The 20,888-nt window shown below is 63.3% G+C and carries 22 protein-coding genes and 1 riboswitch; of the genes, 7 read left to right on the top strand and 15 right to left on the bottom strand.

The features are described 5' to 3' along the window. Positions 1–6: 6 nt before the first annotated feature. The 5 genes from CFB24_RS09530 to vnfD form a co-directional block, all read right to left on the bottom strand. Positions 7–492: a NifB/NifX family molybdenum-iron cluster-binding protein gene (locus CFB24_RS09530; RefSeq protein WP_088520368.1), complete on the bottom strand. Its 486-nt coding sequence runs from the start codon at positions 490–492 to the stop codon at positions 7–9. A 116-nt stretch (positions 493–608) separates the two neighbouring features. After that, the gene (locus CFB24_RS09525; RefSeq protein ID WP_088520367.1) at positions 609–1,505 is read right to left on the bottom strand and encodes a hypothetical protein; all 897 of its coding nucleotides are present in this window, start codon (positions 1,503–1,505) and stop codon (positions 609–611) included. A 178-nt stretch (positions 1,506–1,683) separates the two neighbouring features. Further along, positions 1,684–3,072, bottom strand: coding sequence for a nitrogenase component 1 (locus CFB24_RS09520; protein WP_088520366.1), 1,389 nt, complete (start codon positions 3,070–3,072; stop codon positions 1,684–1,686). A 114-nt stretch (positions 3,073–3,186) separates the two neighbouring features. Beyond that, on the bottom strand, positions 3,187–3,528 hold the full coding sequence (vnfG, locus tag CFB24_RS09515) for a V-containing nitrogenase subunit delta (protein WP_088520365.1): 342 nt from the start codon (positions 3,526–3,528) through the stop codon (positions 3,187–3,189). After that, on the bottom strand, positions 3,525–4,940 hold the full coding sequence (gene vnfD, locus CFB24_RS09510) for a nitrogenase vanadium-iron protein, alpha chain (RefSeq protein ID WP_088520364.1): 1,416 nt from the start codon (positions 4,938–4,940) through the stop codon (positions 3,525–3,527). The genes vnfG and vnfD overlap by 4 nt, the downstream gene beginning before the upstream one ends. A gap of 429 nt (positions 4,941–5,369) precedes the next feature. Between vnfD and gloA the strand changes: the two genes are divergently transcribed. The 4 genes from gloA to CFB24_RS09490 all read left to right on the top strand — a co-directional run bounded on the left by gloA (position 5,370) and on the right by CFB24_RS09490 (position 8,862). Beyond that, positions 5,370–6,218 carry a lactoylglutathione lyase gene (gloA, locus tag CFB24_RS09505; protein ID WP_088520363.1) on the top strand — a complete coding sequence of 283 codons (849 nt, stop codon included), beginning with the start codon at positions 5,370–5,372 and terminating at the stop codon, positions 6,216–6,218. 20 nt (positions 6,219–6,238) lie between these two features. Beyond that, the gene (gene nifH / locus CFB24_RS09500; RefSeq protein ID WP_088520362.1) at positions 6,239–7,111 is read left to right on the top strand and encodes a nitrogenase iron protein; all 873 of its coding nucleotides are present in this window, start codon (positions 6,239–6,241) and stop codon (positions 7,109–7,111) included. A 107-nt stretch (positions 7,112–7,218) separates the two neighbouring features. Continuing rightward, the gene (locus tag CFB24_RS09495; RefSeq protein WP_088520361.1) at positions 7,219–7,416 is read left to right on the top strand and encodes a Nif11-like leader peptide family natural product precursor; all 198 of its coding nucleotides are present in this window, start codon (positions 7,219–7,221) and stop codon (positions 7,414–7,416) included. 312 nt (positions 7,417–7,728) lie between these two features. Next, complete coding sequence (locus tag CFB24_RS09490; RefSeq protein ID WP_210190739.1) at positions 7,729–8,862, top strand: GNAT family N-acetyltransferase; 1,134 nt, start codon at positions 7,729–7,731, stop codon at positions 8,860–8,862. Here CFB24_RS09490 and CFB24_RS09485 read toward each other — a convergent pair. Together CFB24_RS09485 and CFB24_RS09480 are read right to left on the bottom strand one after the other, a co-directional pair. Then, positions 8,859–9,197, bottom strand: coding sequence for a hypothetical protein (locus CFB24_RS09485; protein WP_088520359.1), 339 nt, complete (start codon positions 9,195–9,197; stop codon positions 8,859–8,861). The two genes, CFB24_RS09490 and CFB24_RS09485, sit on opposite strands and share 4 nt — an antisense overlap. A gap of 35 nt (positions 9,198–9,232) precedes the next feature. Further along, complete coding sequence (locus tag CFB24_RS09480; protein ID WP_088520358.1) at positions 9,233–10,861, bottom strand: sigma-54-dependent Fis family transcriptional regulator; 1,629 nt, start codon at positions 10,859–10,861, stop codon at positions 9,233–9,235. Between the two features lie 283 nt (positions 10,862–11,144). After that, positions 11,145–11,276, top strand: a riboswitch (yybP-ykoY riboswitch). A gap of 63 nt (positions 11,277–11,339) precedes the next feature. Between CFB24_RS09480 and CFB24_RS09475 the strand changes: the two genes are divergently transcribed. Continuing rightward, on the top strand, positions 11,340–12,347 hold the full coding sequence (locus CFB24_RS09475) for a sodium:calcium antiporter (protein WP_088520357.1): 1,008 nt from the start codon (positions 11,340–11,342) through the stop codon (positions 12,345–12,347). Here CFB24_RS09475 and CFB24_RS09470 read toward each other — a convergent pair. The 7 genes from CFB24_RS09470 to CFB24_RS09440 all read right to left on the bottom strand — a co-directional run bounded on the left by CFB24_RS09470 (position 12,328) and on the right by CFB24_RS09440 (position 18,485). Next, positions 12,328–13,668 carry an ATP-binding protein gene (locus tag CFB24_RS09470; protein WP_088520356.1) on the bottom strand — a complete coding sequence of 447 codons (1,341 nt, stop codon included), beginning with the start codon at positions 13,666–13,668 and terminating at the stop codon, positions 12,328–12,330. The genes CFB24_RS09475 and CFB24_RS09470 overlap by 20 nt on opposite strands. Positions 13,669–13,717: 49 nt before the next feature. After that, complete coding sequence (locus tag CFB24_RS09465) at positions 13,718–14,080, bottom strand: hypothetical protein (protein ID WP_088520355.1); 363 nt, start codon at positions 14,078–14,080, stop codon at positions 13,718–13,720. A gap of 94 nt (positions 14,081–14,174) precedes the next feature. Further along, entirely contained in the window at positions 14,175–15,599 is a 1,425-nt protein-coding gene (locus CFB24_RS09460; protein ID WP_158255185.1) for a TadE/TadG family type IV pilus assembly protein, read from the bottom strand. Between the two features lies 1 nt (position 15,600). Beyond that, positions 15,601–16,284 carry a TadE/TadG family type IV pilus assembly protein gene (locus CFB24_RS09455; RefSeq protein ID WP_088520353.1) on the bottom strand — a complete coding sequence of 228 codons (684 nt, stop codon included), beginning with the start codon at positions 16,282–16,284 and terminating at the stop codon, positions 15,601–15,603. 30 nt (positions 16,285–16,314) lie between these two features. Continuing rightward, the gene (locus tag CFB24_RS09450) at positions 16,315–16,926 is read right to left on the bottom strand and encodes a TadE/TadG family type IV pilus assembly protein (RefSeq protein WP_088520352.1); all 612 of its coding nucleotides are present in this window, start codon (positions 16,924–16,926) and stop codon (positions 16,315–16,317) included. Between the two features lie 282 nt (positions 16,927–17,208). Beyond that, a complete protein-coding gene (locus CFB24_RS09445; protein ID WP_275936867.1) occupies positions 17,209–18,192 on the bottom strand; it encodes a sensor domain-containing diguanylate cyclase in 984 nt (327 codons plus the stop codon). A gap of 92 nt (positions 18,193–18,284) precedes the next feature. Next, positions 18,285–18,485, bottom strand: a complete 201-nt coding sequence (locus tag CFB24_RS09440; protein WP_088520350.1) for a hypothetical protein — start codon at positions 18,483–18,485, stop codon at positions 18,285–18,287. A 327-nt stretch (positions 18,486–18,812) separates the two neighbouring features. Between CFB24_RS09440 and CFB24_RS09435 the strand changes: the two genes are divergently transcribed. Both CFB24_RS09435 and CFB24_RS09430 read left to right on the top strand, forming a co-directional pair. Continuing rightward, positions 18,813–19,013 carry a hypothetical protein gene (locus CFB24_RS09435; protein WP_088520349.1) on the top strand — a complete coding sequence of 67 codons (201 nt, stop codon included), beginning with the start codon at positions 18,813–18,815 and terminating at the stop codon, positions 19,011–19,013. A gap of 165 nt (positions 19,014–19,178) precedes the next feature. Continuing rightward, positions 19,179–20,324, top strand: coding sequence for a calcium:cation antiporter (locus CFB24_RS09430; protein ID WP_088520348.1), 1,146 nt, complete (start codon positions 19,179–19,181; stop codon positions 20,322–20,324). Between the two features lie 310 nt (positions 20,325–20,634). Here CFB24_RS09430 and CFB24_RS09425 read toward each other — a convergent pair whose 3' ends face one another. Then, on the bottom strand, positions 20,635–20,859 hold the full coding sequence (locus CFB24_RS09425) for a hypothetical protein (protein ID WP_141098410.1): 225 nt from the start codon (positions 20,857–20,859) through the stop codon (positions 20,635–20,637). Positions 20,860–20,888 lie beyond the last annotated feature (29 nt).

Below are 20,888 nucleotides of genomic sequence, written 5' to 3'. Positions count from 1 at the left end.
GGCCCCTTAATACGCGTATTGCTCGGCCAGTTCCGCGCCGGTGCGGCGGGCGATGGCGCGGCGCATCCACAGCGGCTGAACGCCCGCCAGCATCGCTTGCACCTGCGCGATGACGTCGTCGATGGCGCGGTGGCGCTCCGACTTCACCGGGAAAACTTTTAACTGCTGCACGCGCACGGCGGCGAGATCCGACAGGCCCATGGTGAACAGGATCGACACGCCGTCGAGCGCATCGACGCGCTCGGTCAAGGGATCGTGGCCCGTGCCGTCGTCGTTCTCCATGTCCTCCATCACGCAGCGGCCGCCATTGGCCTCGCGGCCCCCGCCGGCCGCCTTGCCCTTGGCGCGGCGGACGAATTGCAGCGCGTCGATGAATTCGGACTCGTCGGCGGAGACGTCATAGACGACGAAATTTTTCGCCGCGACGAATGGCGCGTCGAGATTGGTCAGGCTGTCCGTGGTGATGGCGATGCGCAGATGCGGGCTGTCCATGTGTCGATCTCCTTGTCAAAGCGTTTTCAAGCGAAGCGGATTGCGGTTCGCGTGAAGAAAACGCGTCGAGCAAAAAACGTGAGCCTGTTCGTTGAACGCGGGTTCACCGAACACGCTCACGTCATCGGCTGGTTGATACTGGGCTTCAGTCGCCCGAATTTTTGCCGGAACGCCGCCGGCAGCGACATGGGATCTTTTCGCACGCGCGCTTCCCATTTCGGCAGGTCGGCGTTGGCGATCTTGCCGTCCTTCAGCGCCTCAACCGGAATGATGTGCAGCACGTCATGCAGCACGGCGTAGAAATCGATGGCGTAGCGCGCGCTGTCGCGATAGGGCGCGGGGATGTCGATGCGGACGTGATCGGCCTCGAAGGTCGATTTCGGATTGTCGCAGTCGAAGCGGAAATGGCGGTTGAAATCGCCCTGGCGCCGGAACTGGTAGAGGGTGCGACCCTCGTCGGAATAGCGCCGGATTTCGCCGCCGAGATCGAAGAACATTTCGGCGAAGACCCATTCGACATAGGCCTCGGGATAAACGCTGTCGCGGGCGAAGAACCAGTAGGCGACCATGGTCTCGATCAGGTCGAGGCCGGCGCTGGTGATGTCGAAATAATAAACTTCCTTGCCGATCACGCCGCCCATGCAGATCACGCCATTGCGCATCTCCACCTGGCCGTGCGGGTGAAAGGCGATCAGCCGGAGCAGGCGCGTGACGCGATGCAGCTGAACGACGACCTTTTCCAGCGGTGTGGTTTTCGGCAGATCTTTCGCGCGCGCCCAGGAGGTGAGGGAGAGATCCGTCGGATAGAGACCGTCTAGCGTCGCCTCGAACACGATGGCGGCGCGGGCGACCGCCGCGATGCGCTCCAGCGGCGCCTCCTCCGGCAAGGGCGGCTCGTCGAACGTGAGCAGGCGCGGCTTGGTGTAGAGTTCGATCTGGCGGTGTTCGGGCGGGCGCACCTTGTTCGACCAGCCGAAATCCGGGTTGGCGAAGAGTTTTGACGTGAATCCCATGATCGAACCTCAATGAAGCGCGGCGCTTGTTCCCCTCTCCCCGCATAGGGCGTCCGTTAGGACGCCCGTCTTACAACGGGCTATGCGGGGAGAGGGAGTCACAGCGCGACGGTTGGAACGGCGACGCGCCATGTGGGCACAGGCTCGGAAGATCATCACGCGCCTGTGCGAACCATTCTCACCAGGTGTTGAGCAGCCATTCGCGCTCGCGCGTATATTCCATATGCGTGAACATGGCGTTGGCGATCTGCTCGCCGAGCAGCATGGCGCCGCGATAGCCCATGGTCGGGTGGCGATAGAGGCCGGCGCGGTCGAAGGTCGGGAAGCCAACGCGCGCCATCGGGATTTTGGCGTCGATGGCGACATAGCGACCCTTGGAATGGCCGAGGATCAGGTCGAACTTCTTCGCCGGATCCTTGACGCGCTTCTCCAGCTCCCAAAGGTCGGCGTTGCAGACGACCTCCATGTCCCAGGCGACCTTGTCCTTCATCGCCAGGATGCGCGGGTCCTTCTTGTAGCGGGTGTTGTCGTCGCCGAGCAGCAGCAGGGTCGGCTCAAGCTCGACCTCCATGCAGAATTCGGCGAGGCCGATCACCAGATCGGGATGGCCGAACAGCGCCACCTTCTTGTTGGCGAAGAACATGTGCGCCAGATCCTGCAGCGCGTCGAGGGCGATGCCGCGCTCGTGGACCAGCGAGTCCGGGATCGGCTTGCCGGTGATCTCGGAGATTTTTTGCAGCAGCGCGTCCGTATTGGCGATGCCGTACGGGGCCGAGATCTGATGGCCGGGAACGCCGAACGAGTTCTTCAGATAGTCCACCGTGGAGGCCGCCTCGTAGCGGGCGAGCGAGATCGACGCCAGCGCGCCGGTGGAGGCCTTGATGTCCTCGACCGAGGTGCGACCGTGGGTGTGGATCGACTTGTCGGGCAGCATCGGCGAGTCGAAATCTTCGGTGTCCATGAAGATGTCGCCTTCGACGCCGAACTCTTTCAGGTAGTGCTTGAGCAGCACCACGTCGCCGGGATTGACCCAGCCCGGAAAGATGTTGACCTTGCCGGTCGGCTCGGCTTTTTGCTTGGCGATGTCCTTCCAGGTGGACAACATGCACTCGGTGTAGCCGCCGACCTGGCTCGACTTGAAGCTCGGCGTATGCACCGCGTAGATGTAGATTTCGCGGCCGGGGAATTCCTTCTCGATCTGGTCCTTGGCGTATTTGATGTTGCCCTCGACGTCATCGCCGATGACTTCGGTCGAGCAGGTGGTGATGACCGGAATGATGCGCAGCTTGGGATAGCGGCGCGCCAGGGTCAGCAGGCCCTCCTGGATGCGCATGTGGCCGCCGAACACCGCGGAATCCTCATGCAGCGAGGTCGAGGCGACGTCGAAGTTTTCCTTGAAGTGCTGGGCGAACAGCAGGCGGACGAACATGCTGCAGCCCTGGCCGCCGTGCACCAGCGGGATGGCGTCCTTGAGGCCGATGCCGGCGTATTGCGCGCCAGCGGGCTGGCAATCGTACATGGGATTGATGACGCCAGCGCGGTCGCGCGTCGTGATTTCGCAGCCCATCGGGGCGCTCCTTTGTGAATGGGGTTGGGGGGCCGCCGCTCGGTCGCATCGGCCCGAAAAGTTGCAGACTTTTCGGACAAGCTGATGCGTAAAATCGAGCGGCGGCTGTCGCGATCAATAGAGCGAGTGATTCAGCTCGTGGTTCAGGGACTTCGTGATGGTGTATTCACGCAGCATGGCCTTGAGGCCGTCGAGCAGTTCGCTGATCTTGGCCGGCTCGGTCTGCTCGATCCACGGGAAGTTCTCGCGGAAGTCCTTCACCATTTCCTTGGCGTCGGCGTAGAACAGCCGCTCCATCGGCGTGCTCTTCTTGATGACCCGGCCCCGGAACATGTCGTTGGCCGCGTTCAAAATGCCTTCGATGTTTTCCTCGCGGTCCCACGACCGGGAGAAGAACTGCCAGAGGTAGCGCACCTGGCAATAATCGAAGAGTTCCTTGACCTGTTGCTCGCTCATTCCGCAGCCTCCATGAACTGGGTCTTGCCGCCGCGAATGTCCTTGGCGGCGAGTTTCAGAAGCGGATTGGCCTTGGCGTTGTACATGTCGCGCGCGAGGTTCACGAAGCCCTCGAAGCCCATGTACGGACCATTGTGGTACGCGTGGCCGTTGACATAGGGGATATGCAGTTTCTTCACGAGTTCGCCGACGCGCGGGCCGGTGAAGATGACGTCCGGCTTGACAAGGTCGATGATCTCGAAAAACTCCAGCTCGTTGCCGTCATCGATGTAATAGGTGCCGGCCTGGCCGCGGGCGATGACCTTCTCGAAATCTTCCTGATGGCCGAATTTCGAGGACATCGCCACGACCTGCACGCCGAGATCGTCCTCCACCGATTTGGTCCAGTGCCACAGACGCGGGCCGCCGGTCCAGATCGCCATTTTCGTGCCTTGCAGCCGCTCCTTGTACCAATCGAGCTGGGGCTTCCACTTGGCGTATTCCTCGGCGATGAGTTTCTCGCCGCGCTCCTCGATGCCGAAGAAGGCGCAGACCTTGCGGATGCCTTCGGCCATGTAGGAGAAGCCCCAGCTGTCGATGTCGAGGCGGGGGATGCCGTATTGCTTCTTCAACTCGTTGGCGATGTAGCCGGCCGAGCGGGCGCAGTTGACCACGTTGAGCTGCGCCTTGTGCATGGAGCGCAATTCGTCATAGGCCGCGTTGCCGGTGAAGTGGGCGATGACCTGGATGCCCAGGCGATCCCAGTAGGTCTGCAGCAGCTGGGTGTCGCCCTGGATGTTGTAGTCGCCGATGAAGTTGATGGTGTAGTCCGAGGTGATCTCGGGCTCGACCGCGCCGACCTTCTCGTTGATCCAGTTGATGTTGAGAACATGGTGGCCCTTGGACTGGGACACGCCGGCGAAGCCGGGGCATTCGCAGCAGAAGATATCGACGTCGGGGCGCTCGGACATCACCTTCTTGGCGACCGCCTTGATGTCGTCGCCGATCAGCGCCGTCGGGCACGTCGTATAGACGAACATGCGCTTGATGTCGGGCATTTCGTCGAAGGCTTCGTTGATCGACTTTTCGAGGCGCTTCTCGCCGCCGAACACGATGTGGCTTTCCTTCATGTCCGTCGACCAGACGTACTTCATGTTGAAGTGGCCGTTGTCGGTCGGATAGCGCTTGGTGTGCCAGGTGTCGTAGGCGCAGCCGATCGGGCCGTGAATCATCTGGATCGTGTCCTTGAGGACGCCGCCGATGACCAGCTTGGCGCCGCAGAAGGCGCAGCCGCGTTCAGACAAAGTTCCGGGGATGGTGGCGGCGTTGGAGATCGGCAGGAAATCGCGCTGATCCTCGCCCTCCACCTTCAAGTAAATGTGCTTCGAGCGTTCCGGAATGTCCTTGTCGCATTCCAGCAGAACCATAGGCATGAGCTATCCTCCTCACGAGGTGCGAGCTTGAAAATTCACTTGTCCTGGGTGCGGCGCCCGGATTGGGTCGGACTGGCTCCGGCGCCGTCGGAACCTATGATCGCAGGAAGCGTGCCAAGTCGTTCGCGCTTTAGTCAAGTTACATAGCTTGACAGAGCCTTATCTATCTTTTGTTTTGTTTTTCAATTATTTAAATTGTTTTCACCCCAGCAGCCCAGTTGAGCCCCGACCGCGCGTTCGTTCGCGAGCGTAAGAATCCAGAGGCTGACGACATTTCCGTCAGGAACGGCTGGCGCACAGATCGGTACGAATTTCTTTCATTCTGTACGCAACAACGGAATACACGCCCCAGAACACAGCGAATCCCAGCAAATTATTCTTGGCACGGTCGTTGCAACTGCTGTGACCGATCCCCAAGCGAGGTAAGTCATGCTGGACGCCGTGCTCGAACACCAACCGGAAACGAAAGCCGGGACCGCGCCAGGCCTGCGGTTGCGCGTGGCCGTCGCCACCAAGGAAGGCGCGCGCGTCGATCTGCATTTCGGCCATGCCGAAGTCTTCTCTGTCTATGACGTGGATGCGCAGGGCGCGCGGCTCGTCGCGGCGCGCGCCATCGCGGAGCACGCCCTCAACGAAGATGAGGACCCGCGCCAGACCATCTATCGCATGATCGCCGACTGCCAGGTTCTGCTGGTCGCCAAGGTCGGCGCCGCGCCGCAGGAGGCGCTGGCGCAGATCGGCGTCGAGGCCACCAATTTCTACGCCGGCAAGAGCGTGGATGAAGCCCTGGCCGAGCTTTACGCCGCCAAGAAAGCCGCCGCCGAGGATGCGACACTCGACGCCGGCGAATTCGCGCTGATGCACGCCATGCTGCGCGTCGCCGATCTCGACCGCTCCATCGCCTTCTATACGCAGCAGCTCGGCATGCGCGTGCTGGAGCGCCGCGAGCACAAGAAGAACCAGTTCTCGCAGGCCTATCTCGGCTATGCCGCCGGCTTTGGCGGCATGACGCTCGAACTGGTGCAGAACTGGCAGCGCGAGGAGGCCTATGTCGCCGGCGACGCCTTCGGCCACATCGCCATCCAGGTCAACGACATCATGCGTCTTTGCGACCGCCTGGCGGCGGCGGGCGTCTCCATGCCCCGCCCCCCTCGCGCGCAAAGACATGGCGAGAACATCGTCGCCTTCATCGCCGATCCCGATGGCTACCGGATCGAATTGGTTCAAGCGCCGCAGCCCGATCAGACCGCTGCGCTCGAAGAAGCGAAGCAACTTTAAACCCGCAACAAGGAGCAAGCATGTCTCTTCGCCAAGTCGCCTTCTATGGCAAGGGTGGTATCGGTAAGTCCACCACCTCGCAAAACACTCTGGCCGCCCTCACCGAACTCGGCCAGAAGATCCTGATCGTCGGCTGCGATCCCAAGGCGGACTCCACCCGTCTGATCCTGCACGCCAAGGCGCAGGACACCATCCTGTCGCTCGCCGCCGAAGCCGGTTCGGTGGAAGACCTCGAACTCGAAGACGTGCTGAAGGTCGGCTTCGGCAACATCAAGTGCGTTGAGTCCGGCGGTCCCGAGCCGGGCGTGGGCTGCGCCGGCCGCGGCGTCATCACCGCCATCAACTTCCTCGAAGAAAACGGCGCCTATGACGACGTGGACTATGTGTCCTACGACGTGCTCGGCGACGTGGTCTGCGGCGGTTTCGCCATGCCGATCCGCGAGAACAAGGCCCAGGAAATCTACATTGTCATGTCCGGCGAGATGATGGCCATGTATGCGGCCAACAACATCTCCAAGGGCATTCTGAAATACGCCAACGCCGGCGGCGTGCGCCTGGGCGGGCTGGTCTGCAACGAGCGCAAGACCGACAAGGAATATGATCTGGCCGAATCCCTCGCCGGCAAGCTGGGCTGCAAGCTGATCCACTTCGTGCCGCGCGACAATATCGTGCAGCACGCCGAACTGCGCCGCATGACGGTGGTCGAATACGCCCCCGACTGCAAGCAGGCCGGCGAATATCGCACGCTGGCCCACAAGGTGCACAACAACGCCGGCAACGGCATCATCCCGACCCCGATCACCATGGACGAGCTGGAAGATCTGCTGATGGAGCACGGCATCATGCCGACCATCGACGAGACCCAGGTCGGCAAGTCCGCCACCCAGGCCTGAGGCCGGACGGCCCGGACCTCACGGTTCGGGCCGAAAAATTCCCCTTTTCGCGGGGCGGCGCAAAGCCGCTGACGCCTGGCGCGGCCCCGCGCGTTTGGAGCGCTCACATGTCAGTCGAATCCGCTGTCGCCTATATCAAGCGCATGCGCTCGGACGAAGATTTCCGCAAGAAAATGAACGAGCTTGCGGAGGACGAAACCGCCAGTTGGGCCGCAATCCACGAAGCCGGTTACGAATTTTCCATGAGCGAATTCAAGAAGGCGCAGGAAGCGATCTACGAGGAGCACGGCATTACGCCGATGTGAACCCGGCCGCCGATCTTCCCTACTGACGGGCGCGCGTGTCGCGCCCTTTCCTTTTCGCCTTTTCGCGCGCCCGCCTCCGACGAAAAAGGCGCGGCCAGTTTAGCTGATCTTATACTTTTTCATGGCCTTCTCGCCGTAACATTCATTATCGGAACAGTCCTGCGGCGGCCGCGCCGCTCCGTCAGGACGATCTATTTATTCGCGCAGCGCCGGAGGCGTCCATGTCGACCGAGAACAATTCAGGATTGCGGCCTGGACGATCTCGCACCGGAACGGGTTGGCGCAGGACGCGACGCGGCGATGGCGAGGCCGATGGTCTTGTCGGCTGAACGCGGCGCGGGCGGAAGGGCGCGAGCCTCCCGCCGTTTTTCGGTGGAAGTTTGTGATTCGCTTGACCAGGCGCGTCCGCAATGGGCGGAACTGGACGACGAAGCCTTGCCGTTTCAGCGGCTGGCCTGGCTGGCGCCGTGGTACGAAATCGTCGCGCCGCGCCATGGCGCGCGGCCCGTGTTCGTCACCGTGCGCGACGCCGCCACCGGGCGGCCGCTGCTGTTTCTGCCGCTGTGCCTGCGCCGTTGGCGCGGCCTGAGGCTGATCCAATTCGCCGGCTTCGGCGTCTCCGACTACAATGCGCCGCTGCTGGCGCAGGGGTTCGAGCCGAGCCGGGCGGAGCTTGATCGGCTCTGGCCGCGCATCCTGAGCGCCCTGCCCGCCGCCGATCTCATTCGTTTCGAGCGGGTGCCCGAGCGCATCCTCGGGCGCGCCATCGCCTTCGCGCGGCTGGGCTGGCTGCGCCCGATGGACCTCGGCGCCTGGATGCTCGAACTACCCGAAACGGCGCCGGATTACGAGGACCACATCCTCTCCGCCAAGACGCGGAAGGAGAACCGGCGCAAGACGCGGCGGCTGCGGGAAAAGGCCGGCGATTTCCAGCTGGAGCCGGCGCGCGCGACCGAGACCGCCGACGCCTATCTGGAGGCGTTGCGGCGCCAGCGCGGCGCGCGCTTCGGCGCCGACAACAACCTCGATCACCCCTGCTTCCTGGCGTTCTACCGCGCAGTGATCCACGGCCATCTCAACACGCTGGCGGAAATCTGGGCGCTCAAGGCCGGCGAGCGGATTCTGGCGACGCATCTGGCCTTGCGCGGCCCGCGCGGCTATCTGCTGATCATGCACGGCTTCGACGCCACGCTCGACGGCGGCGCCGCCGGCATTGTCGCCCTCGATCAGATGATCCGCCGGCGCATCGACCTTGGCGACCGCTATTTCGACTTCACCATCGGCAACGAAAGCTACAAGCAGCAATTCGGCGTGAAACGCGTCATGCTGCACGAGGGGTTCTATCCCGCCAGCCCGCTCGGCGCCGCCGCCATTCTGGCGCATTCCGCGCTCAAATACGGCTGCGAAGCGTTCGCGGCCTTGCGAGAGAGAGCCAACGCGCGCTAGCTGCGATAGCGCAGGACCGCCTGGCGCTTGCCCGTGAAAAACACCTCGATTTTTTCCGCCAGCGCGGCGTCGATCGGCACGCCATATGTCTCGGCGGCCCGCACCAATTGCGCGGCGTCGACGCCTTGCAACGAGGCCAGCCCGGCGTTGGCCAGGGCGAACACCCGGCGCTGCAACATTGCGTCGGCATGGGCCGCGATCCATCCGGTGCGGATCAGCCCGGGCTGGTAATCGTCCGGCGCGACAAACGCGCCCTGCACCGCCTGGATCGCGCCGGCCATGGCGATGTCGGCGAGCAGCAGGTTGAAAAACTGTTGGTCGGTCAAGTCCGCCATGTCACGCTCCAATCCAATAGCGACGCAAATCCGCGTCAGGAATGCGATCCGGTTTCGCCGGCCGCGCTGCGGCGGTACGTTTTGTAGTTGATGTTGTATTTTTCCATGCGCAGCCCGAGGATGCGGCGGGTGAGACCCAGCTCCTTGGCGGCTTCCGTCGTGTTGCCGTTGTGGTTCTTCAGCGCCTCGACGATCATCTCATATTCGACCGCCTGGATTTTCGCCTCCAGCCCGCAGCCGAAGCTGGCGCCCGTTTCGGCCGACGTCTGCAGCGACGGCGGCAGGTTATAGCCGTGGATCACGCCGTCGTCGGCGAGGATCACCGCGCGCTCAATGACGTTCTCCAGCTCGCGCACATTGCCCGGCCAATGGTACGCCATCAGCATGTTGAGCGCGGGCGTGGAAATGCGCTTGACCTCCTTGCTCATTTCCTGCGCGCTTTTCATCACGAAATGATCGGCCAGCAGGATGACGTCGCTGGAGCGTTCGCGCAGCGGCGGAATCGTGATCGGGAAGACGTTGAGCCGATAGAACAAATCCTCGCGGAAATTGCCCTTGGCGATCATGTCGGGCAGGTCGCGGTTGGTGGCCGCGATGATGCGCAGATCGACCCGCACCGGCTTCGAGCCGCCGACGCGTTCAAAAGTTTTCTGCTGCAATACGCGCAAAAGTTTCGCCTGCAACGGCAGGCTGAGTTCGCCGACCTCGTCGAGGAAGATCGTGCCGCCGTCGGCCATTTCGAACCGGCCCTTGCGCTGCGCGACGGCGCCGGTGAACGCGCCCTTCTCGTGGCCGAACAATTCGCTTTCGACAATGCTTTCCGGCAGGGCCGCGCAATTGAACACCACAAACGGACCGTCGGCGGCGGGGCTGCTGTAGTGGATAGCGCTGGCGACCAGCTCCTTGCCGACGCCGCTCTCGCCCAGCACCAGCACGGTCGCCTTGGTGGCCGAGACCTTCTCGATCAGCTGGTAGATGTCCTGCATCGGCTTGGAATTGCCGATGATGTTTTCCGGCTTGTATTTCTGCTTCAGCTCGCTGCGCAGGCGGCGGTTCTCGTTTTCGAGCCGCACCTTATCGACGTTTTCGAGCATGTAGAGTTCGACCGCCGGCGCAATCATCGAGCCGAGCGTCGCCATCAGCTCCATGTCCTGCTTGAGCAGGTTGCGGTTGTGATAGACGCGCTCCGCCGAAATGGCGCCCAGCACTTTCTTGGCGTGGGTGATCGGCACGCAGAAGAACGAGGCGTTGAGGCCGGCGCCGTCGCCATGCGCCTTGGTGCGGTCGAGGAACCGGGAATCGTCGGCGATATGCGGCGCCATGATCGGCACGCCGGATTCGACCACTTCGCCGGTGATGCCCTCGCCCGGCGAATAGACGCCGCGCGACTTTTCAACGTCGCTGAGGCCGAAGCTGCGATGGATGGAAATGGTTTCCGTGCTGCGATCGTAAAGCGTCACCGCGCCGCGGGTTATCTTCAGCCGCTTGCGCATGATGGTCAGGATAATGTCGAGCGAATGTTCGAGGTCCTCGCTCTCGGCGATCACCTGGCTGACCTTGTACAGCGTCGGCAGGACGTTGATCCGGCACTCGCCGGTGAAACAATGCGAAAAATCCTCGAGATCGTCGTCCACATCGCCGCTTGCCGACATGTTGCGCCCCATGCTCTGTCCCATCTCCTGCGGCCGGCCCGAACCGTCCGCGCCCCGTTGCTCCGGGGCGCGATCACATCCAAGCAAATTCCACGCCATTCCGGTTTCCGCAACATATAGGAAGGCGACATCTATTCTTCGCATAACATTGCAATCTCAACCAAAAAACATATAAATGTAATTTGCTTACATAATGAGCAGCCTGCTTCCGCGGCGGCCGGGCGGCGACGCCCGCGAGAACGACGGCGGCGCGGCGCGCAAAAACATTGCCGACGGCCCTGAGCTTTGCTATTGGCTGCCGCGTCATTGGGGAGTAGCCGCCTCTCGCAACGAGAGGGGTCGCGTCAACATCATCGCCTCGTCCGCATCGAGGCGTGGCGCGATCAACAGAGCCGGTTCAGACCGGACTGCTGGCCAGACCTTTGACGCCGACGCCCAAAGAGCCGGGGCGCGTCGGCGTCATCGGCGCCAGCCCGGCTTGGACTGTATTATGGTCGTCACGCTGCTGTTGCTGGTGGGCTCCGCGCTCGTCATTTATTTTTCCTGCGAATTGTTCGTGAACGCCGTGGAATGGCTGGGGCATCGCCTCAGCGTCACCCAGACCGCGACCGGGACGATTCTCGCCGCCTTCGGCACCGCCTTGCCGGAAAGCGTCGTCACCCTCGTCGCCGTGGCCTTCGGCGACAATCCCGCGCAAAAGGACATTGGCGTGGGCGCCGCGCTCGGCGGCCCGCTCGCGTTGAGCACTTTGGCTTACGGGGTCGTCGGCCTGATCCTGCTGGGATCGCGCAACCCGCTGGTGAAGAAGAAGACGGCGGTGGACGCCGACTGCGTCCGGCTCAGCCACGACCAGGGCTGGTTCATGGCGATCTTCCTGTGCAGCCTGCTCGCCGGCCTGCTGGATTTCCCCGGCAAGGCCTGGCTGGGCCTGGCGTTCCTCGGCGGCTATGCGCTCTATGTCTGGAAAGAGCTGAAGACCGACGGCGAGCTGCACGATTGCGACGGTCTGGAGCCGCTGCGGTTCAGGCCACATGACGAGCAGCCGAGCCTGTTCTGGGCGGCGCTGCAATCCGGCGTCGCGCTGGTCGTGGTGTTCGCGGCGTCGCGGATTTTCGTGGCGCAGCTCGACGTGATCGGCCCCGCCCTCGGCTTGCCGCCGCAACTCGCGGCGCTGCTGCTGTCTCCCGTCGCCACGGAAATGCCGGAGACGCTGAACGCGGTCATCTGGGTGCAGCAGGGCAAGGAGCGGCTGGCGCTGGCCAATATCAGCGGCTCCATGATGATCCAGTCCACGGTTCCGACCGCGTTCGGCCTGTTCTTCACGCCCTGGCGTTTCGAAGGCGCGCTGATCCTCGCCGCCAGCGTCACGCTGCTGGCCACGGCCTGGCTGTTCCTGCTGTTCCGGCGCGGCAAGGTTGGGGGCGCGCAGCTGGCGCGTTCGAGCCTGATCTACGCTGTGTTCGCGGGCGCGTTGATTTTCAAGGCTGTTCCCGCGTAAGGGCGACGTGCGGCGGCAGGACCGCCTCCACCCGGCAGCCGCCGAGCGCGGCCCGGCCGAGATGGACCTCGCCGCCGAGGCCGCGCGCGCGCTCGCGCATCCCCGCCAGTCCCAGGCCGATCACGCTGTCGGGGCCGAGGCCGGCGCCATCGTCGTCCACCCGCACGCGAATCTGGCCGGCCTCGTCGCGTTCGAGCGCGATTTCGGCGCGATGCGCGCCGGCATGGCGGAACACATTGGTCAGCGCCTCCTGAACGAGGCGGTAAACCGCCAGACGCTGGTCCTGGTCGGCGATCTCGAAATTTTCGGGCAGGACAAGGTCGATGCGCACGTCAGGCTGGGTTTCGCGCCAGCCCTCGACCAGGCTGCGCAGCGCCGGCCCGACGCCGAGATCGTCGAGCGCCGGCGGGCGCAGGCGCCGCAAAATCCGCCGGTTGGTTTCCTGCAAGGTCTCGATCTGGCCGCAGATCGCGCCGGCGCGGGCCGCGAGATCGGAGAAACCGGCCTGCTCCGCCGCGCCGCGCAGCAGGGCGGCGTTGGCGCGCAGGGCGAACAGATGCGGGCCGATCTCGTCGTGCAGGTCATGCGCCATCGCCTTGCGCTCCTGCTCCTGCGCATTCATCAGCCGGTGGAACAGGTCGCGCTTTTCGTCGGACAGCCGGGCGAGCGCCTCGGCCAAAGCGTTGAGCTTGGCGCAGAGATCGACGAATTCCGGCGAGCCGCGCGCCTCGGCCCGCACGGCGTAATCGCCGTCGCGCAGCCGGCCGAGCGCGCGGCCATAGGTTTCCAGCGGGGCGAGCGTGCGCGCGACAATGGCGCTGGCGCCGAGCATCAGCGCCAGCACCATCAGCCCGCCGATGGCGCCCAGCGTTTTGACATCCTGCCAGACCTCGTTGACCTCGTCGGCGGGATCGCCCGCGATCAGGAAGGCGCCGAGGCGCCGGCCGTCGCGCAGCACCGGCACGACGACGCTTTCGGGGCGGGCGCCGACCAGCGCATAAAACCATTGCGGCGCGGCGAGACGGCTCTCGTCCGGCGGCGCTTCGACCGCCGCCATCTCAGGCTGCGCCGAGAAGCGCACCTGGACGTGGCGCAGATCGGTCAGGCTGGCGGCGAGGCGCTGCATCCGCTCGCCATTCGCCGCGTCCTCGGGCGCGTTGGCGAGACTGGAGGCGATGAAGGCGCGGGTGATGCGCGTCATGCTTTCGTTCTCGATGCGCACGCGCAATCCCGCCGCCATCACCATGCGGCCGACGTCGGCGGCGAGGCCGAGCACAAGCAGCAGGCCGATCAGCAGATCGATTCTCAGCTTGAGCGACATGGCGGCCTCCCCTGCTTCCGGCCCGGATTGTCCGGCCCGCGCCGACGGTTCATTTGGCGCAGGCGCGCAAATCCTTTTCCTCGATGCTGACGACGGCGCCGGCGGCGATGGTCAGCGCGTCGAGCCGGCAGGAGCGGCCGTCCTTAAGAGTCAGTTTGGCGTCGTAAACGCCGGGTTCGAGCTTCGGCAGCTTGAGCCGTTCATCGAACTCAATGCTCTTGTCGTCGTCTTCGAGCGTCAGATTCGGGCCAAAATCCGCCGCGCCGGGCTTGGCCAGCCGGAAATCCGTCACCGTGCTGGCCGTCAGGTTCCAGATGCGGATCGGTTTGGCGGCTTTCGTTTCCGCCAACGCGGGATGCGCGGCCAACGCCGCGCATCCGGCCAGAACGACGCTCCATGCGCCACGCTTCATACGATCCTCCCCTTGTTATGGACGCGCCAGACTAGCGCATCGCCGGGGAATGTCTGCGCGGCTTTCGGACAAGCCCCCGCGAGGGGGCGGCCGGTCAGTTGGTCAGGCGCGGCGCGATCTGAAGCGCGTTGGCGAACATTTGCAGCAGCGCCGCATTGATGCCCTCCGGCGTTTCGGCGGTGTAATATTGCCCCGGCGTGGCGCAGGACTTCAGCGACGGCGCGATGTTGGGGATGTTCTTGTTGGCGTAGCCGTCTTCGTCGCCGGCGAAGTTCGGGTTGGGATTGGTGATCTTGACATAGGGCACGTAGAGGATCGCCAGCGTCGCGCGCGTCTTCAGCGTCGTGCAATAGGACGGCGTGAGGGTGGTGGCGTGGTTGGAGCCGCTCCAGCTTCCCGCCGAATTATACATGATCTGGTTGTCCTGGGCGCCGTCGGTGATCAGGAACACAAACGGCTTGGTCGAGCTCGCGCTCAGGCCCGTGCCCTGCGTCGTCGGCAGCTTGCTGTACATCTCGTTCAGCGCATTGTTGATGTTGGTGCCGCCCGAGCCCATATGCGTCCCGTCCCAGGCGTTGACGCCGGTGGAATCGCCGGTGTCGAGCAGGCTCGGGATCCCGTTGGCCTTGTTGGTCACGACGCCGGTGAGGTCGTTGGAGATGGGCTGATAATTGCCGTTCATGTGGACGATGAACGGATAGATGCCGATGCGGAATTCATTGCTGATCGCGTTGGCCACCGAAACTTTCTTCGCCTCCTGAAGCAGATTGGTCATGGCCACGCCGATGGCGTCGAGCCGCAACTGGATGCAGGGACTGTTGGCGCCTGTCGTCTTGCAGATGGATGCGATGTCGCCGTTCGCGCGCGTCAGGATGAAGCCCTGGCACATCTTGCCGTCGCAGGCCTTGTAGGTGGTGAAATGACAGGCGAGCGTGCAGCCGGTGGGATATTCGGCTTTCTGGTCCGGGTTCTTCTTGGCGAGCCGCGCCTGCTCGCCGGTGGTGGCGGCGGCGCCCATCGACGCCGACACGTCCACCATCACATAGAAGTCGAGATATTGCGGCATTTTCAGCGTCGAACGCGCCGAGCCGTTGACGTTGTAGCTGCCGAGGTTGAACAGCTTGCCGAAATTGAGCGGAATGGTCGCCTGATAGCTGCCGGAACCGTTGATGTTCTGGTTGTCGACGGCGACCGTGACGGCGGGCGTTTGCCCCGCCAGGATTCCATATTTGCCGGCGTTGCTTTTGAAATCCTTCAGGCCCTGGGCCTGGCCGTCGGCGATCGCCGTATTGGCGGCCACGCCGTTCTGGATTTCGGCGGTCGTGGTGGCGATGGCGCTGATCACGGCGGCGTCGAGCGCGCCGTCGAGCTGCGAGCGCGCCGTCAGGCCCGAGGAATAATCCATGGCGAGGCCGACGAGGCCGACCAGCGGCAGAATGGCGAGCGCGGTGAGGATGAACACATTGCCGCTGTCGTTGCGGCGAAACTGGCGCAGGAGCGCGGCGAAGGATTTCAGCATATCAATACCCGCTGCAAATGGTTGTGGCGCCGGTGTCGCCGGGGACCGCCACATATTTGATGTAGCTCGACGGCGGCACGTTGCGCGGCTTGAGCGCCGCGACGCTTTTCATGGCGATGGAGTTGAACAGGCCGCTGAACACGGTGGGCTGGTAGGCGTAGCTCGCCTCGACCAGCGTCAGCGCGCCCGGAGAGAGCGAATCGTCCGGCACGGTGGTCGACGTCAACGGCGCCGCATTACTTCCGGCGGAGGTCATCGGCGTCGCGCAGGGGCGCTTGTGCGCGCCCCAGGTCCAGGCGACCGCGCCGACATATTGGCAATTGGCGGCGCAAGGCGCATTGGCGGCGGTCATGACGACATGCGAGATCGTAATGCCGACCTCCGTCGACCAACTCGCGCCCTTGCGCGCGCTGGCCGCCAGCGCCTCGGGAAAGACGATCATGGCGGAATCGGCGGCCATCTGCACGTCTTCGTAAGTGAGGCTGCCCGGCGGATTGGGCGTCTCGGAGATGATTTGCGCCACCGAATACACGGCTTCGTTGAGATGCCGCTTGGCCGAGATCGCGTTGGAGACTTCGTAGGCGCCCAGCGTCAACAGGATCAGAACGGTGCTGACCAGCGCAAATTCCACCGTCGCCATCGCCGCCCCGTCGCGCAGAAAGGCGACAAACTTTTTCGCGCTCATGTTCCCCTCCTTGGCCCGGTTCGGCCGATGTCAGCAGCCCGGATAGGTCGGGGTCGGGAAGGGTTCGTTGCGAAACGCGACCGTCGAGGTCATCTGCCGGTATTTCGCGCCCTGGTAGGTCACGATCGGCCCCTGGCTGAGGAAGCTGGTGATCAGCGGCGCCAGATAGCTCACCTGCAACATCATGTAGGAGCCGCCATTGCCGAGGCAGAACGGATTCTTCGTATTGTCGACGGCCGGCGCGGTGACGCCGGTGTGGTCGCCATTAACATAGCTGTAATAAGGCGTCGGCGACGCCGTCTGCATGAAGCTGGACGCGCTGACGAACACTTTGCTGCAATTCACGAGATTGGGCAGCGCGCCGCACACCGTATTGGCGATAAAACTCTGCTGGGTCATCGCCGCATTGTTGAAGCCCGTGTTCTGGATCGCGCCGGTGGCGATCTGACGCGCGATTTTCTGCGCCGCGCGATCCATCTGCGCCCGCATATAAAAGTCGAGGCCTTCCTCAAGGATCACCAGCATCAGACCAAGCAACGGCATGGCCAATAAGGCGAATTCCAGCGCGACGGCGCCATCGGCATCGGCCGGGAACCGCCTCAAACCGCGCGTGCGGCTTTCTGCATTCCGAAGAAGAACCATCTGTTTCTCATAGGGTTTGTTCAAACATTATTGGACTGGATCCGCTCCGTTTGGAGCCTGACCCGAACAATTCTATAACGTGCGATATCTTTTTGGGCATGCCCTAAGAGGATGTTGTCCGGACTTTTGAAATAAACCGTAAACGCACAGCTTACGCTATCGAAGAAACATGGGGTCTTGTCGTTAAGGGAGGGGGCGGCGCGCGGCGCCGTTCAGCCGCGCCCGGCCGGGCAAGCCGTCGTCAGGGGCGGCCGCCGGCTTTCACAGATCGGTCGCCGCACGTCATTCGCCGCAGCACAACCGCCGATCCGAGCCATCGCAAAGGGGGGTCGGCGGCGCAGCCTGACAATCCGCGAACACCCGATTGCGGCCGAGGTCCTTGGCGCGGTAGAGCGCCGCGTCGGCGCGCTTGAGCACATCGTCCGGCCGGCAGTGCTGGCAGGGAATGGCCGTGGCCTGGCCGACCGAGGCGGTGACGAACGGGCTGGCGGAATTGGCGGGGTGCCGGATTTCCTTTTGCTCGATGGCCCGTCGCACCCGTTCCGCGGCGACGCTGGCCCCGGCGGCGTTGGTCGCCGGCAGGATGATGGCGAATTCCTCGCCGCCATAGCGGGCGGACAGGTCCCGCGTGCGATGAAACGCGCCGGCGATGAGCGCGGCGACGGTCGTAAGACATTGATCGCCGTAGCAATGGCCGAGATTGTCGTTGAAGCCTTTGAAATGGTCGATGTCGAGGAGCAGAAGCGACAGCGGTTCGCCCGTGCGGACCGCACGGCGCCACTCGCTCGCCAATGTTTCGTCGAAGGTGCGTCGGTTGGGCAGGCCGGTCAGGCCGTCAAGGCCGGCGAGGTCGCGCAGGCGCGCCTCGGCCGTCTTGATGTGAGTCAGATCGCGGACCGACTCGATGACGCCGATGAATTCCCCCGCCGGCCCGTGGATGACGCCGGCTTCGGCCGCGATATAGCAGCGCCGGCCGGTGCGCGGAATGTCGCACCAGAATTCGACCGCCAGCGCCCCCTTCGCCGTCTGCGAATCGGAATAGGCGACATAATATTCCGGCGCCCATTCGACCGCGTCCTTCAACACGAGGTCGGCGACGCAGGGGCGCTCGGCGCTGTAGAAGCCTTTCCAATGCTCCCGCGTTCCCAAAACCTCGCTGGAGCGTAGGCCGGTGAGTTCGGCGCAGGCGCGATTCCAGACGATGACTCGGCCTTCGCGATTGAGCACGAAGGTCGCTGCCACGTGCTGATCTAAGACCGCGAACATGATGTCGAACGTGGCTTGCATCAGACTCCGCCGGCAGCGCCTGGGATTGATCAAGATTATGCGTTCAGCCGCTCAAGCCTCAGAGCCGGGCGTCACACCTTTTCAATCGAAGTGACCACTTCGTTGACAAGGCTGTAGGTCGAATTCTGCTGCGCCTCCAATTCGATAAAGCGGCGCATCAGGCCAGTCAGATCGTTTTGCATGGCGGTGATTGTTTTCAATGCCTCATCCAATTCGGTGCGAAGCGCGTGAATCTGGTGATCGGGGGTCAATTCATTCCACACTTTGCTCATTGAGTGTCTCCCTGTGAACGTCAAAATCTTACAAACCAAGACTTACGCGTAGCTAATGTTCTATCTTGCCGCGACATTTCGCGCGAGAACTTGATGATTCGAAGCTATTCATTGCTTAAAAAAGGGTTTCAGCTTCCGCTCCGGCATGCGGATCGCGGCGAGGGCGACGCCGGCTTGCCGCGCCCCATGGCGCCAAAGCCGCGCCAAAGCCGCGCCTGCGACAAATTGCCCTTGCCGTTCATGACGTTGGCTTGCGTTGGATCAAACCCGCGCGGCGGCGTCCGGTCTATGACGTTATGGTGACTTCACGTCGCAGATGCCCATTTCATGGGCGTTTCCTCCCCGACTTGGACCGCCCTGCCCGGGCGGTCCTTTTTCTTTTTAACGCCGTGGGAGCCGCACAGCGGCGTGAACGCGCGGGCTCAGCTGACCTTTGGTGATGGATTGCGCGGCGCAAAACCGCTGATTAACCTCACCCGCGTCGAGGACGCGGCCTTTTCGCCGCGCGCTCGCCGGTTCGACGCCTGATCGGCGTTAACCGTTGGAATGGCGAGGTCGCCGGGGCGCGAAGCGCGCGGCGACCGACAGGCGGCGGCAGGTGGCGCGTGTATGATTTTTTCGCCGTGCAGGCGCCATCGTCGCGCCGCAGCCTTCGCGCGCCATATTTGACATGAAAATTTCAGGAATGATCGCATGAGCATCAGCGAAGCGGCGCCCCACGCCCCGCCCCCCACAAATTTGCGCGCGACCCTCAGGCGCGAGAGCGTGCTGGCGATTCCGGTGGCGACCTGCGCCGCCTTCCTCAGCTTCGGCCCCTTGATACTCTCAGACTTGAGCCAGCCGGCGAAGCTCGGATTCGTCTTCCTGTGGTTGTTTGGCGTGATCCTGGTCTCGTCGCTGGGCGTCGTGCGTCATGCCGAGCACCTCGCGCAGCTCATGGGAGAGCCGTACGGCACGCTGATCCTCACGCTGGCGGTGACGGCGATCGAGGTGATGAGCATTTCCGCCATCATGCTGCACGGCGCCAACAATCCGACGCTGGTGCGCGACACGCTGCTGTCGGTGATCATGATCGTGCTCAACGGAATGGTCGGCCTGTCGCTGCTGCTTGGCGCGCTCAGGCGCCGCGAACAGCATTATAATCTGCAAGGGGCGAACGCCTATCTCGGCGTGATCATTCCGCTGGCGGTGCTGACGCTGATCATGCCCAATTACACCACGACGACGGCGGGACCGACGCTCTCAAACGCGCAGGAGCATTTCCTGTCGCTGATGGCGGCGGCGCTCTACGCCACCTTCCTCACGGCGCAGACGGGCCGGCACCGCGGCTATTTCACCGGGCCGGACCAGGAGGAACGCCATGGCAAGGTCGCGCCGACGGGAAGCCGCTCCATCGCCTTCCACGCGGCCATGCTGGGCGCCTTCATGCTGCCCGTCGTGTATCTGGCCGAACAGCTCGCGCATCCCGTCGATTATCTGATCGAGACCATGGGAGCGCCCTCCACATTGGGAGGCGTGACGATCGCGGCGCTGGTGGCGACGCCGGAGGCGATTGGCGCCACCGCGGCGGCGGTCCGCAACCAGATGCAAAGGTCCATCAATATTTTCCTGGGGTCGGTGCTGTCGACGATCGGCCTCACTGTGCCGGCCATGCTGGTCGTGAGCCATTGGACCGGTCGCACCATGGTGCTGGGCGTCGAACACGCCGACTTCGTGATGCTGTTGCTGACGCTGGGGGTGAGCATCGTCACATTCGCCAGCGGGCGCACCAACATCCTGCAGGGAATCGTGCATTTGCTGCTGTTCCTGGCTTTCGTGCTGCTGATCTTCCAAGGCTGAGGCAAGCGAACGCGCGCCGGGCGGACAACCGCCCGGCCCACCCGGAAGATTTTTCAGGCGGCGCTCCAATGGGTTCGTCGCCGGAACAGCCCAAGGGGCGCCGTCGAGAAGTCCAAACGCAAGAAAGCCGGCGATGAACGCCGGCTTTTCTTTTGCTAATCAGATTAGCTCGAGATTTCGATGGTGGGCGCACAAGGGCTCGAACCTTGGACCCGCTGATTAAGAGTTATCATAAAGTTATTATATTTCAAACTGTTACGAGAGTGACCATGCGACATTCGCCGTTTCGCGGCCAAAATCGCACAATCCATCAGCTCCCCAGCCACGCGAGAAAGGCGTGCCACTTGTGGCCGACAACTGTGAAGATCCCGGCCGTTCCAGCGATGCCAACGACGGCGCGCCCAAGCCGTGTAGCGCCCCTGCCCTGGAGCATCATTTCGTACATGGCATCAACCTTCGGAGCCATGTCCTCGGCAATCTGCTCCAGCACAGCGACGCGCTCATGCAGGGTTGGATCGCTGGCAGCGGGGCTCATCTCAATCTCCAATTGCGAGAGAATGCGCG

Origin of the sequence: Rhodoblastus acidophilus (genome assembly GCF_900187365.1) — a bacterium.
In the GTDB taxonomy this organism is placed as follows: Bacteria; Pseudomonadota; Alphaproteobacteria; order Rhizobiales; family Beijerinckiaceae; genus Rhodoblastus; species Rhodoblastus acidophilus.
Note: the sequence above shows the minus strand (reverse complement) of the source record. Positions and strands in the feature narration are given on the sequence as shown.

Bases quoted from the DNA above. Each gene is read 5' to 3' on its own strand.
- CFB24_RS09530 (WP_088520368.1), bottom strand. From the start codon at position 492: ATGGACAGCCCGCATCTGCGCATCGCCATCACCACGGACAGCCTGACC.
- CFB24_RS09525 (WP_088520367.1), bottom strand. From the start codon at position 1,505: ATGGGATTCACGTCAAAACTCTTCGCCAACCCGGATTTCGGCTGGTCG.
- CFB24_RS09520 (WP_088520366.1), bottom strand. From the start codon at position 3,072: ATGGGCTGCGAAATCACGACGCGCGACCGCGCTGGCGTCATCAATCCC.
- vnfG (WP_088520365.1), bottom strand. From the start codon at position 3,528: ATGAGCGAGCAACAGGTCAAGGAACTCTTCGATTATTGCCAGGTGCGC.
- vnfD (WP_088520364.1), bottom strand. From the start codon at position 4,940: ATGCCTATGGTTCTGCTGGAATGCGACAAGGACATTCCGGAACGCTCG.
- gloA (WP_088520363.1), top strand. From the start codon at position 5,370: ATGCTGGACGCCGTGCTCGAACACCAACCGGAAACGAAAGCCGGGACC.
- nifH (WP_088520362.1), top strand. From the start codon at position 6,239: ATGTCTCTTCGCCAAGTCGCCTTCTATGGCAAGGGTGGTATCGGTAAG.
- CFB24_RS09495 (WP_088520361.1), top strand. From the start codon at position 7,219: ATGTCAGTCGAATCCGCTGTCGCCTATATCAAGCGCATGCGCTCGGAC.
- CFB24_RS09490 (WP_210190739.1), top strand. From the start codon at position 7,729: ATGGTCTTGTCGGCTGAACGCGGCGCGGGCGGAAGGGCGCGAGCCTCC.
- CFB24_RS09485 (WP_088520359.1), bottom strand. From the start codon at position 9,197: ATGGCGGACTTGACCGACCAACAGTTTTTCAACCTGCTGCTCGCCGAC.
- CFB24_RS09480 (WP_088520358.1), bottom strand. From the start codon at position 10,861: ATGGGGCGCAACATGTCGGCAAGCGGCGATGTGGACGACGATCTCGAG.
- CFB24_RS09475 (WP_088520357.1), top strand. From the start codon at position 11,340: ATGGTCGTCACGCTGCTGTTGCTGGTGGGCTCCGCGCTCGTCATTTAT.
- CFB24_RS09470 (WP_088520356.1), bottom strand. From the start codon at position 13,668: ATGTCGCTCAAGCTGAGAATCGATCTGCTGATCGGCCTGCTGCTTGTG.
- CFB24_RS09465 (WP_088520355.1), bottom strand. From the start codon at position 14,080: ATGAAGCGTGGCGCATGGAGCGTCGTTCTGGCCGGATGCGCGGCGTTG.
- CFB24_RS09460 (WP_158255185.1), bottom strand. From the start codon at position 15,599: ATGCTGAAATCCTTCGCCGCGCTCCTGCGCCAGTTTCGCCGCAACGAC.
- CFB24_RS09455 (WP_088520353.1), bottom strand. From the start codon at position 16,284: ATGAGCGCGAAAAAGTTTGTCGCCTTTCTGCGCGACGGGGCGGCGATG.
- CFB24_RS09450 (WP_088520352.1), bottom strand. From the start codon at position 16,926: ATGGTTCTTCTTCGGAATGCAGAAAGCCGCACGCGCGGTTTGAGGCGG.
- CFB24_RS09445 (WP_275936867.1), bottom strand. From the start codon at position 18,192: ATGTTCGCGGTCTTAGATCAGCACGTGGCAGCGACCTTCGTGCTCAAT.
- CFB24_RS09440 (WP_088520350.1), bottom strand. From the start codon at position 18,485: ATGAGCAAAGTGTGGAATGAATTGACCCCCGATCACCAGATTCACGCG.
- CFB24_RS09435 (WP_088520349.1), top strand. From the start codon at position 18,813: ATGGGCGTTTCCTCCCCGACTTGGACCGCCCTGCCCGGGCGGTCCTTT.
- CFB24_RS09430 (WP_088520348.1), top strand. From the start codon at position 19,179: ATGAGCATCAGCGAAGCGGCGCCCCACGCCCCGCCCCCCACAAATTTG.
- CFB24_RS09425 (WP_141098410.1), bottom strand. From the start codon at position 20,859: ATGAGCCCCGCTGCCAGCGATCCAACCCTGCATGAGCGCGTCGCTGTG.